This window comes from Burkholderia sp. AU28863, assembly GCF_002223195.1.
GTDB lineage: Bacteria > Pseudomonadota > Gammaproteobacteria > Burkholderiales > Burkholderiaceae > Burkholderia > Burkholderia sola.
In genome coordinates this window covers 2,059,440-2,075,515 of the sequence record NZ_NKFE01000005.1, presented here as the reverse complement: position 1 = coordinate 2,075,515, position 16,076 = coordinate 2,059,440, and the positions used below count along the sequence as shown (strand labels likewise).

At 68.9% G+C, this 16,076-nt stretch carries 7 protein-coding genes; 4 read left to right on the top strand and 3 right to left on the bottom strand.

Features of this window, described 5'->3' with window-relative positions; genetic code table 11:
* Nucleotides 1-33: 33 nt before the first annotated feature.
* Nucleotides 34-963 carry a 2-hydroxyacid dehydrogenase gene (locus CFB81_RS25950; RefSeq protein ID WP_069621773.1) on the top strand — a complete coding sequence of 310 codons (930 nt, stop codon included), beginning with the start codon at nucleotides 34-36 and terminating at the stop codon, nucleotides 961-963.
* A gap of 233 nt (nucleotides 964-1,196) precedes the next feature.
* On the opposite strand, the gene CFB81_RS25945 is transcribed toward CFB81_RS25950, so the two are convergent.
* Complete coding sequence (locus CFB81_RS25945; protein ID WP_089436968.1) at nucleotides 1,197-3,167, bottom strand: Xaa-Pro dipeptidyl-peptidase; 1,971 nt, start codon at nucleotides 3,165-3,167, stop codon at nucleotides 1,197-1,199.
* Nucleotides 3,168-3,719: 552 nt separating this feature from the next.
* On the opposite strand from CFB81_RS25945, the gene CFB81_RS25935 reads away from it, so the two are divergent.
* Nucleotides 3,720-4,532 carry a hypothetical protein gene (locus CFB81_RS25935; protein ID WP_089436966.1) on the top strand — a complete coding sequence of 271 codons (813 nt, stop codon included), beginning with the start codon at nucleotides 3,720-3,722 and terminating at the stop codon, nucleotides 4,530-4,532.
* A gap of 17 nt (nucleotides 4,533-4,549) precedes the next feature.
* On the opposite strand, the gene CFB81_RS25930 is transcribed toward CFB81_RS25935, so the two are convergent.
* Nucleotides 4,550-5,818, bottom strand: coding sequence for a lipoprotein-releasing ABC transporter permease subunit (locus tag CFB81_RS25930; RefSeq protein WP_089436965.1), 1,269 nt, complete (start codon nucleotides 5,816-5,818; stop codon nucleotides 4,550-4,552).
* A gap of 295 nt (nucleotides 5,819-6,113) precedes the next feature.
* Between CFB81_RS25930 and CFB81_RS25925 the strand changes: the two genes are divergently transcribed.
* Both CFB81_RS25925 and pbpC read left to right on the top strand, forming a co-directional pair.
* On the top strand, nucleotides 6,114-12,116 hold the full coding sequence (locus CFB81_RS25925; protein WP_089436964.1) for an alpha-2-macroglobulin: 6,003 nt from the start codon (nucleotides 6,114-6,116) through the stop codon (nucleotides 12,114-12,116).
* Nucleotides 12,117-12,170: 54 nt separating this feature from the next.
* Nucleotides 12,171-14,594 (top strand): penicillin-binding protein 1C, encoded by a 2,424-nt coding sequence (gene pbpC / locus CFB81_RS25920; protein WP_089436963.1) that lies wholly within the window; start codon nucleotides 12,171-12,173, stop codon nucleotides 14,592-14,594.
* A gap of 22 nt (nucleotides 14,595-14,616) precedes the next feature.
* Here pbpC and CFB81_RS25915 read toward each other — a convergent pair whose 3' ends face one another.
* Nucleotides 14,617-16,023, bottom strand: coding sequence for a methyl-accepting chemotaxis protein (locus tag CFB81_RS25915; RefSeq protein ID WP_089436962.1), 1,407 nt, complete (start codon nucleotides 16,021-16,023; stop codon nucleotides 14,617-14,619).
* Nucleotides 16,024-16,076: the final 53 nt, after the last annotated feature.

Sequence of the window (16,076 nt, the reverse complement as noted above, 5' to 3'; positions counted from 1 at the left end):
GGAATTCACTCCCGCCTGCGGACATTTGCTGACATGAAGCCCGAGCTGCTGGTCCTCATCGCATTGCGCGGCGACGCGCATCGCGAGATCGCCGCGTCGTTCGACGTGCGTTATGCCCCGACTCCCGACGCACGCGAACGCGCGATCGCCGAACACGGCAGCACGATTCGGGCGGTGCTGACCAACGGCAGCACGGGGCTGACCGCCGCCGAGATCGACCGGCTGCCGCAGCTGACGTTCGTCAGCGCGCTCGGCGCCGGCTACGAGCACATCGACGTCGCGCACGCGAAGGCGCGCGGCATTGCCGTGGCCACGGGCGCCGGCACCAACGACGATTGTGTCGCCGATCACGCGTTCGCGCTGCTGCTCGCGACGGTGCGCAACGTCGTGCAGCTCGATGCGAAGACCCGCGCGGGCGTGTGGCGCGACGGGCTGTCGATGCCGCCGAACGTGTCGGGCAAGAAGCTCGGCATCGTCGGGCTCGGCAAGATCGGCGAGAAGTGCGCGCGTCGCGCGGCCGGCTTCGACATCGAGACCGGTTATCACAACCGGTCGGAGAAGCCCGTGCCGTACCGCTATTTCGATCGGATCGACGCGCTCGCGCAGTGGGCCGATTTCCTGATCGTCGCGACGCCAGGCGGCGCGGGCACGCGGCATCTGATCGATCGCACCGTGCTCGACGCACTCGGCCCCGGCGGGTTTCTCGTCAACGTGTCGCGCGGCAGTGTTGTCGATACCGCTGCTTTGGCAGACGCGCTGCGCGAACGGCGCATCGCGGGCGCGGGGCTCGACGTGTACGAAGGCGAACCGGAACCGCCGCGCGCGCTGACCGATCTCGACAGCGTCGTGCTGACGCCGCACATGGGCGGCTGGTCGCCCGAGGCGCTCGATCGTTCGGTGCGGCAGTTTCTCGACAACGCGGCGCGGCACTTTGCGGGGCAGCCGGTGTTGACGCCGGTGTGAGCGCCGGGCGGCGCCATCGAAGCAGTCCGCCTGTTTGCAGGACTCCCGGTCGAAATCCGGCCGGTTCGCCGGCTTGTCGGCATCGAGATCGATCCGAACCGGTCGTGTTCGCCGCTCGGAACGATTTCGCGGCGATCGACCTGGCACTTCCTTCATCTAGCGATCCCCCGCCCGCATCCACGGGCATGCAGGCGGGGGGGCGCGGCGCCGTTACGCCGGCAGCCGGCGCACGGTTACACGCCTGTCGACGGCGACGCCAGCGGCACCGTCACCGACGTGCCGGCCGGATCGAGCGTCAGCCCGGTGCCCGGCGTTGGCCGCAGCGTCGCCTCATAGTCGCTGGAGAGGACGACGAGCCCCAGCCGATGGCCGGCTTCCAGCTTGTAGTCGCGCGGCATGAACGTCAGCTTCAGGTCGTACGGCATGCCGGGCAGCACCGGTTGCGACACCCACTCGGACAGCCGGTTGCGCGGGTCGGTCCATGCGCGCGTGACGATCGTCGCCGTGCCGTCCGGCGCGCGGTCGACCAGCAAGGCCGTCACGTTCGCGACGCCGGTGAAGGTCAGCCGGACGCGCGCGGTCGCGGTGCCGGACAGGCGTGCCGCGGCCGTCAGCGGAGCGGTCTCGAAGCGGCTGCGGTTTTCGCCGGTCGGCGTGTTCGCCAGCGTGAGCGCGGGAATGCGCGCATCGTCGGTGAAGCGCGCGAGCGGGCCGCCGCTCGGCAGCCGCAGCAGCGTGCCGGTGCTCGCGCCGTCGCCGCCCGCGAAGTACGTGACCGGCGTCGCGTGGCGCGCGGCCCAGTCGGCTTCCTTCAGCAGCGTGCCGTCCGCCTGCGCGATCACCGCGCGCGGATCCTGCTCGACGCCGTTGTCATAGCCGATCAGGTAGCGCGTGAACCACCGGTTCACCTCCGCCGTCCATGCGTCGGCCATCGCCGGCACGCGGGTCGGATCGGTATGCTTCAGACGATGCAGCCACAGCTGGGTCGGCACGCCCTGGCGTCGCATCGCCAGATACCACGACGTCGACTGGTCGACGCGCACGTTATCGTCGGTGAGCCCTTGCGCGACGAGCGCCGGCGCGACCGCGAACGCGGTCGGAATGTCGCGCGCGGCCCAGAACGGCGAATAGTCGCCGGTCTTGCGGTCTTCCTGCTGCAGCGCTTCGTCGATCAGGTGCGTGCAACGCTCCGGATGCGCGTTCGTCAGCAGCGCCTTGATGTACACGTCGACATCCTCGCCCTGATAGCCTTCCGGCGCGCGCACGAGGCCGCCCGAGCGGTAGTAGCCGTACATGTTCGACAGCCCCGCGATCGGCACGATCGCGTCGAGCCCGCGCGTGCGCAGGCTCGCGACCATCTTCGGCAGCGTGCCGTCGTACGACACGCCGTACATGCCGACGTGGCCGGTCGACCAGTTCGCGACGACCGTCTTGCCGTTCGCGTCCTTCGCGGTCGCGTCGCGGCCGAGCCAGCGGATCACCGACGCCATCGCGACCGATTCGTCGCGCGTCAGGATCGTCGGGCAGCCGTCCGAGCCGGCGGTGCCGAGCGAATCCGCATAGACGATCGTGAAGCCGCGCGGCACGAAGTAGCTCTCGATCCACGAGCGGCCGGCGGCGGCCGCCTCGACCTGCTGCAGCATCCGAGTTTGCGGTGCGGCGGCGAGGATGCGCGTGGATGCCGATGCCGGGGCGCCGGCGGTCGCGGCCGGATGCGGCGTGCCGTCGAGTTCGACGTCGACGTCGTGGTTGGGGCTGTCGGCGAGCCCCGCGTAATACGGGCTCGCGAGCACGATGACGGGCGTGCGCGCGCCGTTCGCGGTCTCGGACGGCCGCACGATGCGCACGTGGATGCGGTCGCGCGTGCCGTCGCCGTCGGAATCGACCGGCGTGTCGACCCACGCGTTCTCTTCGATCGTGCCGCCGGACAGCGACGGCTGCACCTGACCGTTGCTGATCACTGGCTTGTAGCGTCCGCCGCTCGCCGGATTCGCGTAAGGCACGCCGGACGGCGAAAAACGCGCCGCGAGCGATTGCGTACTGGACTGATCGGCCGCGGCGGCGGCCCCCTCCTGTTGGCCCTGTGCGAGCGCTGACGCGCCCGCCACGCTGCCGCCGTCGTCGCCGCCGCACGCGGCGAGCGTCGCGGCCGCCACGAGCGCGGGCAGCCATGCGCGCCGCACTCCGGTTCGATGAATGTTCATTGAATCGACCTCGTCTCTTGTGATTGTCTGGAACCGGCCGGCTCGCGATACGCCCCCTGCGGCCTGGCCGGGTGCTGCGTCGGATGAAGCGGAACTGCACCATCAAAAACGGCGGACGACACGTGCGAACGCCTCGCCCTGTGCCGATGCGCGTCAGGCGGCGCGCATCCGGCCGGCGTCGGGGCGAGCGCATCGCCCCGAACGGAAATCGTCAGTGCGGCGGTTCGCCGTGAATGCAGGAGTGCGAATCAAATGCGGGCATGCCCGGACTTCCTTCAGGTTTCGGATGAAACGGAACGGCACGATGCGATGAGGCGGGAATGTTGCGAACGACGGTGCTGCAACGGCAGGAAAGCGCGACGCGAGTCGGCACGCTGGCCGGATTGCTTTCCGGAAGCTTGCGCAAAAGTTATCGCAGTGAAATGTCCGTGTCAAACTTTTTTAGCTTGAATCAAACAAAGTTTCGATATGGGTGCGCATGTGCGCTTAACTTCCCGGCAATCCGTCCGTAAACAGGGAAAAACAGGCTCAAAACGAGAGAGAACGAGGGCAATGACGATACCGGTTACGGCGGCGGGCGGCCTTACGCTCGCGCAAATGGCGCAGGCGGCGCTCGATGGGCGCCAGACGACGGACACGACGGCGTCCGGCGCCCCGCAAGACAAGCCGATCGGCATCCGCGCAATCGATCCGGACGCGCTGCAGGCGGCGATGACGAAACAGTTGTCGATGGTGGGTGACTTGACGATGAAGCTGCGCGGCGTGACCGATGCGCTCGCGACGAGCCTGCAGGACATCGTGACCAACCGCCCGGATCTGGCCGATGCGCAGTTCGACTTCACGACCGACGACGGCCGGATCCAGGTCGTGTCGAAGACGCTCACGGACAGCGATCGCGCATGGATCGAGTCGACGCTGAATTCGAACGCCGGCCTCGTGCTTGCGACGCGCGCCTTTCACGAGCAGGCCGTCGATCTCGCCGCGCAAGGCGCGGCCGTGCGCGGCGACACGTTCACGGATACCGATCGCGCGGCGGCGAGCCAGGGCGCCGATGCGCGTTTTCACTTCATGAGCCTGCTCAACCGGTCGGTCGCGGACAACCCGCCGTCCGTGCCGCCGGGCGGCCACTTCACCACGCAGGACGGCACGACGCTGACGATCGAGCCGTCGGCCGGCACGGCGCGCGGCACGCTCGCGCTGCTGAACGCCGCGCGCCAGCTGTCGTCGGGCACGGCGATTTTCGTCGATTCATCCGGCAACAAGTCCTACGGCATGCGTATGGAACTCGTCAACGTCGGCTTCGACGTGCTCGCCGGCTACGCGCCGGACGGCGGCAACAGCGTCGGCTTCCACGAGATCGCGTAACGCCGCGCCGCTCGCGCCTACTCGTCGCGCAGCGCCTCGGCCGGCCGCACCCGCGCGGCGCGCCAGCTCGGGTACAGCGTCGCGACGCACGACATCAGGAACGCGGCCGATGCGATCTCGATCACGTCGAGCGCCGACAGCTTCGACGGCAGCGCGCTGAGGAAGTACACGGACGGCGTCAGGAAGCGGATCCCGAGCCACTGCTCGACCGCCGGCAGCACCACCGGGATGCTCACCGCGATCGCGCAGCCGAGCGCGACGCCTGCCAGCGTGCCGGCGAGGCCGATCGTCATCCCCTGGATCGCGAAGATCTTCATGACCGAGCGGGGCGGCGCGCCGAGCGTGCGCAGGATCGCGATGTCGCCCTGCTTCTGCGTGACCGTCATCACGAGCGACGACACGAGGTTGAACGCGGCGACCGCGACGATCAGCATCAGGATCAGCGACAGCATCCGTTTCTGCAGCCGCTCGGCTTCGAACCACGTGCGGTTCTGCCCCGTCCAGTCGCGGATATACAGGTTGCCCGACAGCGTGCGCGACAGCGCCAGCGCGATCTCCGGCGCGCGCTGCAGATCGTCGACGCGCAGCCGCAGGCCGGTCGGCGCGCTCACGTTGAACAGTTGCTGCGCGTCGCGGATGTGGATGTACGCGAGCGCGCTGTCGTACTGGTAGTGGCCCGACTCGAACGTGCCGACCACGTTGAACTGGCGGAACCGCGGCAGCGCGTCGCCCAGGCGCGCGGTGTTGCCGGGCGCGAAGAACGTGATGCGGTCGCCGATCTTCACGTGCAGCGCGTCGGCGAGCGTGGCGCCGAGCACGATGCCCATCTCGCCCGGCACGAGCGCGTCGAGGCGCCCGGTCTTCAGCTTGCGCGCGATCTCGGACACGCGCGGCTCGAGCACGGGGGCGATGCCGCGCAGCGCGACGCCCGTCACGTTGCCCGCGTTCGTCAGCAGCGCCTGCGCGTCGACATAGGGCGCGACGGCACGCACGGCAGCATTCTGTAACGATTCGTGCGCGGTCAGCCGCCAGTCGGACATCGCGCCGGACGGCGCGAAGATTTCCACGTGCGCGAGCACCGACAGCATCCGGTCGCGCACCTCGGTGCGAAAGCCGTTCATCACCGACAGCACGACGATCAGCGCGGCCACGCCGAGCGCGATGCCGGCCATCGCGGCGCCGGCGATGAACGATACGAAGCCGTCGCCGGCCGAGCGCCGGCCGCCGCGCGCGTAGCGCAGCCCGATCTGCCATTCGAACGGGAGTTTCAAGCGGTTTCCTTTCATTTCGATTCGATCCTGCCGAGCCGCGCATTCTAGCGAACGCCGCGTCGCCGTGTGCAGCGCTCGGGAGGCGGACCCCGCACCCGCGGAAATCCGCCCGACCGGCCGGTCATCGGTCGGCGTTGCGCGGCGGCACGCCGATATTTCCATCGTTTCGGGTCTGATCGATAATGGCGCCCAGCATCCGGTCGAACATACCAAATCATCACGGCGCAACCGGGCCGCGCCGTCACAGACCCATAACGATTCGGGGAAGGTTGCCGCTTGGGCAGCATGTCCTTGACAAGGAAATAACAAAATGGATTTGCTGCGTTTCTTGCTGCTCCTGCCGATCCGGGCAGCGGGCTTCGTGTGGTGGCTGCTCGGCTGCGCGCTGCGGCCGCTGGTCGGCGACGTGTCGTGGACGGCGCCCGCATGGATGGGCGTCACCGCCGCGGCCGTGCGCCGCCGCCCGTGGCATGCCGGCGGCGTCGTGCTGCTCGCGGCCGCGCTCGGTTACGGCGGCTACTGGTTCAAGCATCGCCCGAAGCCGCCCGAGCCCGAAACCGTCGGCTTCACCGTGAAGGCGCCGGCGATCACGACCTACGAGGTCGACGACACCGACAAGCCGAAGATCACCGTGCATCCGCTGGAAGTGGCGTTCTCGCAATCGGCCGCGCCGATCGAACAGGTCGGCAAGCCGGCCGGCGACGGCATCGAGATGACGCCCGCGCTGAAGGGCGCGTGGGAGTGGGCCGACGACAAGACGCTGCGCTTCACGCCGGCGGCCGACTGGCCGGTCGGCGCGCACGTCGAGGTGCGCTTCGCCGTGCATCGCGTGTTCGCGCCGCAGGTGACGATGCGCGACGACCGTTTCGCGTTCGACGTGCCGGCGTTCGCCGCGACGGTCGGCGACAACCAGTTCTACCAGAACCCCGACAATCCGGCGGAGAAGCAGGCGCTGCTGCAGTTGCGGTTCAACTACCCGGTCGATCCAGCCGAGTTCGAGAAGCGCATCGGCCTGGTGCTGGTCGGCCGCGACGGCAAGACCGTGTCGCCGCTGCGCTATACGGTCAACTACGACAAGATGAAGACGAGCGCGTGGGTCTACTCGCAGCCGCTCGAGATTCCGCGCGATCCGCTGGCGGTGCGGCTCGACGTCGACAAGGGCGTGAAGAGCGCGCGCGGCGGCAACGGCACGGCGGACGTACTGCACGCGTCGGTCGACGTGCCGGGGCTGTACAGCCTGTCGATCGGCAATATCGCGCCGACCCTGGTCGACAACGAGCGCTACGAGCCGGAGCAGGTGCTCGTCGCCGAAGCGTCCGACGGTGTGCGCAGCGCCGAGCTGGCCGCGCGCGCGAAGGCGTGGGTGCTGCCGAAGCGCAAGCCGGGCGTCGATCAGTCGGACGACGATCCGCCGTACGAATGGAACCTGGTCGACATCAGCGACGCGGTGTTGAAGCAGTCGAAGCCGCTGCCGCTCGAAGCGGTGCCCACCGAGAACGACTATGCGACGCTGCAAAGCTTCAAGTATCACGCGACGCCGGGCGATCGCATCGTCGTGCGAATCGAGGGCAACCTGAAATCGGCGGGCGGTTACCTGCTCGCCGAGGCGGCGACGACCGCGTTCACGGTGCCCGACTATCCGAAGCTGCTGCGCTTCATGGCCGACGGCTCGCTGCTGTCGATGAGCGGCAGCAAGCGGCTGTCGGTCGTGTCGCGCAACCTGCCGGGCATGAAGGTCGAGATCGGCCGCGTGCTGCCCGACCAGATCCAGCATCTCGTGAGCTTCAACAACGGCACGTACGCGCGGCCCGAGCTGTCGTATTCGTTCAGCGAGGATCACATCGTCGAGCGCTTCGTGCAGACCCGCGCGTTCCCCGCCGGCGACCCCGGCCGCGCCCATTACGAAGGCGTCGACCTCGGCCAGTATCTGAAGGACGGCAAGCGCGGCGTGTTCCTGCTGCACCTGTCGAAGTACGATCCGGCGGCCGAGAAGAAGAAGGCCGACGACGCGACGGACGGCGACGCGGCGTCCGATGAGGGCGGCCACGATCAGTCCGACAACGCCGATTCGGGCGACAGCAGCGGCAACGGCGACGACGGCGACAACGCACTCGGCGATACGCGCCTGATCGTCGTGACCGATCTCGGGATGCTGGTCAAGAAGGCGCTGGACGGCAGCCAGGACGTGTTCGTCCAGTCGATCCGGTCCGGCAAGCCGGTTGCGGGCGCAACCGTGTCGGTGCTCGCGGTGAACGGGCAGGCGCTGTTCACGCAGACGACCGGCGCCGACGGCGTCGTGCATTTCCCCGCGTTCAAGGGGCTCGACCGCGAGAAGCGTCCGCAGCTGTACGTCGTGAAGAAGGACACCGACCTGTCGTTCCTGCCGGTGGCCGGCCGCGACCGTCAGCTCGACTTCTCGCGCTTCGACGTCGACGGCGAACGCAACGCGACGGGCCAGGGGCAACTGTCCGCGTACCTGTTCTCGGATCGCGGGCTGTACCGGCCCGGCGATCCGTTCCACATCGGCCTGATCGTGCGCGCGGCCAGCTGGGCGCGCAGCCCGGCCGGCGTGCCGCTGCAGGCGGAGATCGTCGATCCGCGCGGGATGACCGTCGAGCGCAAGCCGGTGACCGTCGACGCGACGGGCTTCACCGAGCTCGGCTACACGACCGCCGAAACGGCGCCAACCGGTACGTGGACGGTCAACCTGTATATCGTCAAGGACGGTCAGCCGGGCGCCGAGCCGATCGGCAGCACGACGGTGCAGGTGAAGGAATTCCTGCCCGACCGGATGAAGGTCGACGCGAAGCTGTCGCAGCAGGTCGTCGAAGGGTGGGTGAAGCCGAAGGGCCTGAAGGGCATCGTCGATGCGCAGAACCTGTTCGGCACGCCGGCCGAGAAACGCCGCGTCGCGGCGACGCTGACGCTGCGCCCCGTGTGGCCGTCGTTCCGCAGCTGGCAGGGGTATCACTTCTTCGACGCACGCCGCGCGAAGGAGGGCTACACGACCGCGCTGCAGGACGGCACGACCGACGACAAGGGCCATGCCGAATTCGATCTCGATCTCGACAAGTACGCGGACGCGACCTACCAGCTCTACTTCCAGGCGAAGGCATATGAAGCGGAAGGCGGCCGCAACGTCGCCGCGAACGCGCAGACGCTCGTATCGAACAACGACTGGCTCGTCGGCTACAAGTCGGTCGACGATCTCGGCTACGTGAAGCGCGGCAGCCCGCGCACGGTGCGGCTCGTCGCGATCGATCCGGGCGCGAGGGCGATCGACGTGAAGGACCTGCGCGCGCAGCTCGTCGAGCAGCGTTACGTGTCGGTGCTGACGAAGCAGGATTCCGGTGCCTACAAATACGATTCGCGGCTGAAGGAAGTGCCGGTCGACGAGAAGCCGCTGTCGATTCCGGCAGCCGGGCTCGACTACGCGCTGCGCACCGACAAGCCGGGCAGCTATGCGCTCGTGATCCGCCGCGCCGATGGCGCCGCGGTGAACCGGATCGAGTATTCGGTCACGGGCGCCGCGAACGTCACGCGTTCGCTCGACCGCAACGCGGAGCTTCAGGTGAGCCTCGCGAAGCACGACTTCAAGCCGGGCGAGCAGGTGGAAATCGCGATCCGCGCGCCTTACGCGGGCAGCGGCCTGATCACGATCGAGCGCGACAAGGTGTATGCACATGCGTGGTTCCATGCGGACACGACGAGCTCGATCCAGCACATCACGGTGCCGGCCGGCTTCGAAGGCAACGGCTACATCAACGTCCAATACATCCGCGATCCGTCGTCGGACGAGATCTTCATGAGCCCGCTGAGCTACGGCGTCGTGCCGTTCTCGGTGAACCTCGATGCGCGCCGCAACGCGGTCAGCGTCGATGCGCCGGCGCTCGTGAAGCCGGGCGATACCGTCAACTTCACCGTGCATTCGGCGAAGCCCGCGAAGGTCGTGGTGTTCGCGGTCGACGAGGGCATCCTGCAGGTCGCGCGCTACAAGCTCGGCGATCCGCTGAAGTTCTTCTTCCGCAAGCGGATGCTCGAAGTCGGCACGTCGCAGATCCTCGACCTGATCCTGCCGGACTTCGAGAAGCTGATGGCGATGGCCGCGCCCGGCGGCGACGCCGACGACGCGGTCGGCCGCCAGTTGAACCCGTTCAAGCGCAAGCGCGACGAGCCGGTCGTCTACTGGTCGGGGATCGTCGACGTGAACGGCGACACACGCCTGAGCTACACGGTGCCCGACTACTTCAACGGGAAGCTGCGGGTGATGGCCGTGTCGGTGTCGCCGGACCTCGTCGGCACGTTCGAAAGCGCGACGACGGTGCGCGGCGATTTCGTGCTGTCGCCGAACGTGCCGACGACGCTCGCGCCGGGCGACGAGGCCGACGTCAGCGTCGGCGTCGCGAACAACCTGACGGGCGTCGGCAACCAGCCGGTGCCGGTGGCGGTCACGCTGAAGACGGGCCCGCAGTTGCAGGTGATCGGGCCGGCGACGCAGAACGTCGCGCTCGCCCCGCAGCACGAAGGCGTCGCGCTGTTCCGCGTGAAGGCGACCGATACGCTCGGCTCGGGCGCGCTGTCGTTCGGCGCGCGCTACGGCGCGAAGGGCGCGCAGCAGCGTGTCGACGTGTCGGTGCGGCCGGCCGCCGCGTTCCGCACGCAGCTCGACATCGCGCGGCTCGACCCGGGCAAGAAGACGGGCGTGCCGAACCTGCGGTCGATGTACGACGCGTATGCGTCGCGCGACGCGAGTATTTCCACGGCGCCGCTGGTGCTGACCGAAGGGTTGTCGTCGTTTCTCGTCAACTTCGATCACTACTGCAGCGAGCAGATGGTGAGCGCGGTCGTGCCGCGCGTGTTCGCGGCGAAATGGCTGTCGGCGCGCGCGCTGACGAGCGCGATGCATGCGCCCGAGGCCGGCGTCGATGCGGCGAACGCGAGCGCGATCGCGCAGTTCCTCGGCGTGCTGCGCACCCGGCAGAACGCGCAGGGCGGTTTCGGCCTGTGGAGCGCGACACCCGATGCTGATCCGTTCGTGTCCGCGTATGCGATGCACGTGCTGCTCGACGCGCGCGAGCGCGGCGTCGCGGTGCCGAAGGACATGCTCGACGCGGGCAATCAGTACTTGCAGCGGCTCGCCGCGAACGATTCGCTCGGCTCGCTCGATCTGCTGCGGCAGCGCGCGTACGCGGTGTACCTGCTGACGCGCCAGGGCAACGTGACGACCAACAGCCTCGCGGCCGTGCAGAAGCGGCTGCAGGCGGCCTATCCGAACGACTGGAACAGCGATCTCGCGGCCGCGTGGCTCGCTGCGTCGTATCAGTTGCTGAAGCAGGACAAGGAGGCCGCCGCACTGATCGCCGGGCCGCAGGCGTTGCTCGAACGCAAGCGCGCGTCCGACGGCGGTGATGCGACCGGCTATTACATCGATCCGCTGACGCGCGATGCGAGCGTGCTGTACCTGCTCGCGAAGCACTTCCCGGAGCGCGTGCGCAAGCTGTCGCCGCGCGCGATGGACAACCTCGCCGCGCCACTCGTCGACAATCGCTACAACACGCTGTCGTCGGCGATGACGATTCTCGCGCTCGACGCGTATGCGGCATCGAACGCGGGCCAGCTCGACCGGCTCGCGATCAACGAGATGCGCGCGGGCGCCGCGCCGAAGGACGTGTCGTCGATCCAGGCGAACCTCGTGCGCTCGGGCACGTGGGCGGCCGGCGCGTCGCGCGTCGAGTTCGTGAACGGCAGCGCGCTGCCGGCATGGTGGGTCGCGAGCCAGTCGGGCTACGACCGCGGCACGTCGACGAAGGCGATCAGGAACGGGCTGGAGATCGTGCGCGACTACACGGATACCGACGGCAAGCCGCTCGCCAGGATCGCGCTCGGCCAGGAGATCGACGTACACCTGAAAATTCGCGCGACCGGTTCGGCGAACGTCGGCAACGTCGCGATCGTCGACCTGCTGCCGGGCGGCTTCGATCCCGTGATCGCGCCGCCGCCGGTGATCGACACGCAGGACGGCGACGGCAACGGAGACGGCAGTGCATCGGCGCCGGCGGCCGACGCACCGTGGCATTCTCCGATCGGCGTGAAAGGCTCGACGTGGCAGCCGCAGTTCGCCGATATCCGCGAGGATCGCGTGGTGATCTACGGCACCGCGACGACCGACGTGCGCGAGTTCGTCTACCGGATCAAGGCGAGCAACGCGGGCCGCTTCGTCGCGCCGCCCGCTTACGGCGAATCGATGTACGACCGCCGCGTGCAGGCGCAGGCGCCGGGCGGCACGGCGCTGACGGTGGAGCGCGTGCGATGACGGGGCCGTCGTACCGGTGCCGCGGGCCACGGCCGTCGTCAGGCGCGAGCGGGCATGGCTGACGCATCCGTGCTCCGGCGCGCGCTGCACGGCGCCGGCCGCTGGCTGCATCGCTGGCAGAACTGGCTGGTCGGCACGCTGCTCGTGTTCGGCGTGCTGGCCGCGTGCAGGCTGTGGCCGCATCCGCCGCTGCGCGACTGGAAACCGTCGTCGGTCGCGGTGACGGACGCTCACGGCCGGCTGCTGCGCCTGACGCTCGCGAAGGACGATCGCTACCGGCTGTGGGTGCCGCTCGACCGGATGTCGCCGCAGCTCGTCGAAGCCGTGAAGCTGCACGAGGACCGCTGGTTCCGGTGGCATCCGGGTTTCAATCCGTACGGGCTCTTGCGCGGCGCGTGGATCACCTATGTGCGCGGCGGCAATCCGCAAGGCGGCTCGACGCTGACGATGCAGCTTGCGCGTTCGCTGTGGAAGCTGAACACGCGCACGCCGGCCGGCAAGCTCGAGCAGGTCGCCCGCGCGGTGCAGCTCGAACTGTTCTATTCGAAGCGGCAGATTCTCGAAGCGTATCTGAACGACGCGCCGTACGGCCGCAACGTCGAAGGCGCGGGCACCGCGAGCGTCGTCTATTTCGACCGGATGCCCGATGCGCTGACGCTGCCCGAGGCGCTCGCGCTCGCGGTGATTCCGCAAGACCCGGCGCGGCGCGTGCGCGGCGGGCAGGACGAGATCAACCGCGCGCTGGCCGCGTCGCGCAATCGGCTATATGCGCGCTGGCTGACGAAGCACCCGGGCGATGCGTCGCTCAAGCCGTTGTTCGCGTTGCCGCTCGCGATGCGGCCGCTGTCCGCGCTGCCGTTCGACGCGCCGCATGCGGTCGATCAGGCGCTGGCCGCGCGCAGCGCGTGGCGCACGATGTCGCGCGGCGCGGCGGACGATGGCAACCGCGACAGCGATGGTGGCGCGCGTCTTGCGACGACCGTCGATCTCGACCTGCAACGCACGCTCGAACGGCAGATTTCACGCTACGTCGCGCGCAACGATACGCGCGGCGTGCGCAACGCGGCGGCCATACTCGTCGATACGCGCGACATGGGCGTGAAGGCGCTGGTCGGCTCCGCGAACTTCTTCGACCGGACGATCGACGGGCAGGTGAACGGCACGCTCGCGCGGCGCTCGCCGGGCTCGACGCTCAAGCCGTTCATCTATGCACTGGGCTTCGACCAGGGCGTGCTGCATCCGCAGACCGTACTGCGCGACGTGCCGACTTCGTTCGGCCCGTATGCGCCGGAGAACTTCGACGGCCATTTCCTCGGGCCGATCACGGCGACCGACGCGCTGAACCGCAGCCGCAACGTGCCGGCCGTGTGGGTCGCGTCGCAGCTCAAGTCGCCCGACCTGTACCGGTTCCTGCGGGACGCCGGCGTGCGCCGGCTCGCAAGCGCGCAGCACTACGGGCTCGCGCTCGTGCTCGGCGGCGGCGAGGTGACGATGCAGGATCTCGCGGCGCTGTATGCGATGCTCGCGAACCGCGGCGAGTTCCGGCCGCTGCGGCTGCGCGCGGACGAGCCCGCGCTGCCCGGCCGGCGCCTGCTGAGCGCCGAAGCGAGCTACATGACGATGGACATGCTGCGCCAGCACCTGCGCCCCGACGAAACGAGCGGCGCGCAGCCGTCGAGCGTGCCCGTGTACTGGAAGACCGGCACGTCATGGTCGTTTCGCGATGCGTGGACGGCCGGCGTGTTCGGCCCGTACGTGCTGGTCGTGTGGGTCGGCAATTTCGACAATTCGACCAATACCGCGTTCGTCGGTGTCGATGCGGCGGCGCCGCTGTTCTTTCAGGTCGTCGATGCGCTGAATGCCGAGCGCACGCTCGTCGAGCCGCCGCGCGCGGTGCCGGCGAAACTGAAGCGCGTGCGCGTCTGCCTCGCGAGCGGCGACCTGCCGAACGAGTGGTGTCCGCAGCAAGGCTGGACGTGGTTCATCCCCGGCACGTCGCCGATTCGCGTGAGCACCGTGCACCGGCCCGTCGTGATCGACGATGCGACGGGGAAGGCCGCCTGCCCGCCGTACGACGGCAAGCGCACGCATACGGAGGTCTTCGAATTCTGGCCGTCGGACTTGCAGCAGGTGTTCGCGCAGGCCGGCATTCCGCGCCGGCGGCCGCCGCAGAATGCGGATTGTCGCGATGCCGGGCAGCTCGAAGGCGATCCGCCGCGCATCACGTCGCCGCTGCGCGGCAGTACGTATGCGATGCGCGTGAAAAGTACCGACGAAACGCGCATCGCGTTCAACGCGACCGCCGATGCGAGCGCGCATGCGCTGTACTGGTTCGTCAACGACGCGTATGTCGGCCGCAGCGCACCGGGCGACGCGCTGTTCTGGCAGCCGCGCACGGCCGGCAGCTATACGGTGCGGGTGGTCGACGATCACGGGCGCAGCGACCAGCGGCCGCTGGGCGTGGGGCTCGAGCAGTAAGGCGCGGCCCACCCGCGCCGGTTCAAACGGTGTAGCCGATCCGCAGGACACCCCATGGCCGTCCGCCGACGACGATCGGCGCGGACACGTCCTTCATCAGCACGAACTGCCCGTTGCCCATGTCGCGCCGATAGGTCTGCAACAGGAACGGCTTGTCATGCGCCACGGACATGCGCGCCGTGCGGTCCGTGTAGATTCGGCGATTCCGGCAATTCGCCGCGTTCCACGCGGCGTCCGCGCGCTGAGGCAGCGAGAACTTGCGGTTGTGGGTCGGCAGGTAGCACTGCCGGTCGAAGCTCGCGCAATAGACGACGCGTGCGTCGACGTCGAGCACCGGCTCCTGGATCGCCGGCAGCACACGGTCGGTGAACGCCGTGAAGCGCGTCATGAACTGTTGCGGGTCGGTGCCCGGAATCGGTTCGTAGTGCGCGTCGAAGAGCGCGTCGAGTGCGATGTCGCCGCGGGCGACCGCTTCCTCGAAGAGTTTGCTGATCGTGGCGGCCGTGCTCCGCGCGGTATCGATCAGGCGCGTGTCCGGCGATTCGATGCCGGTCGCGGCGGTGAGCTCGATCAGCGTCTCGGAGACGGAGAGCAGATTGCCGAGGCGGTCTTTGGCCTGCGAGAAGTTGTCGGCCGAGTTCTCGACGCCGGACGCCATCTCGCCCACCTGTTCGTCGAGACGGTGGCACTGCGCCTCGATCTCGTCCGTCAACGATGCGATCTGTTCGGCTTCACCCGCGAGCTCGGTGATCGCGTGCCCGGTCGCGTGCACGACCTCGCCGATCGTGCGCGTGCCCTCGCGCACGCGATGCGCGCGGGCGGCGTTGTCGGTGCCTTCCGCGAGCAGGTGTTCGGTCTGCTCGGCGAGCCGCGCGAGCGTCGTCTCGATCTGGGCCGTCGCCTGCCCGGTCTTCGCGGACAGGTTCTTGACCTCGGCCGCGACGACCGCGAAGCTGCGGCCCGACTCGCCGGCGCGCGCGGCCTCGATCGCGGCGTTCAGCGCGAGCAGGTGGGTCTGGCGCGCGATGACGGAGATTTCCTCGGACACGGCTCGCACATGATCGAGCGCGTCGCGCAGCGCGCCCATCTGATCGCTGATCGTGGTGACGCCCTCGACGAGCCCGTGAATGTCGGCGAGCGACGCCTCGATCGTCTGCTGCGACTGCCGGACCGCATTCGACGCATTGGCGCTGACGTCCCGCACCTGCTGCGCGGCCTCGGCGATCCGGTGGTTGCCGCGCAGCGTGAGGGCGGCCGATTCGCGCAGCGTGTGGCAGACCTCCGCCTGCCGGGCGACGCGGGCCGCGACTTCCTCGACGTGGCCCGACACGTCGCAGATCTCGATGCCGAGCCTGCCGGCCTGCTCGGCGATGTCGCCGACGAGCGCGCGCGACGAACGGCGGCCGCGGCCGATTCCGAAGAGGTTCACGTTGGTGGGTCTCCTTGAGGGCACGCGCGCCGGGTTCCCGGTGGATGTCGCGC

Excerpts from the sequence above, each read along its gene's own strand:
- CFB81_RS25950 (WP_069621773.1), top strand. The coding sequence starts at position 34 with ATGAAGCCCGAGCTGCTGGTCCTCATCGCATTGCGCGGCGACGCGCAT.
- CFB81_RS25945 (WP_089436968.1), bottom strand. The coding sequence starts at position 3,167 with ATGAACATTCATCGAACCGGAGTGCGGCGCGCATGGCTGCCCGCGCTC.
- CFB81_RS25935 (WP_089436966.1), top strand. The coding sequence starts at position 3,720 with ATGACGATACCGGTTACGGCGGCGGGCGGCCTTACGCTCGCGCAAATG.
- pbpC (WP_089436963.1), top strand. The coding sequence starts at position 12,171 with ATGGCTGACGCATCCGTGCTCCGGCGCGCGCTGCACGGCGCCGGCCGC.
- CFB81_RS25930 (WP_089436965.1), bottom strand. The coding sequence starts at position 5,818 with ATGAAAGGAAACCGCTTGAAACTCCCGTTCGAATGGCAGATCGGGCTG.
- CFB81_RS25925 (WP_089436964.1), top strand. The coding sequence starts at position 6,114 with ATGGATTTGCTGCGTTTCTTGCTGCTCCTGCCGATCCGGGCAGCGGGC.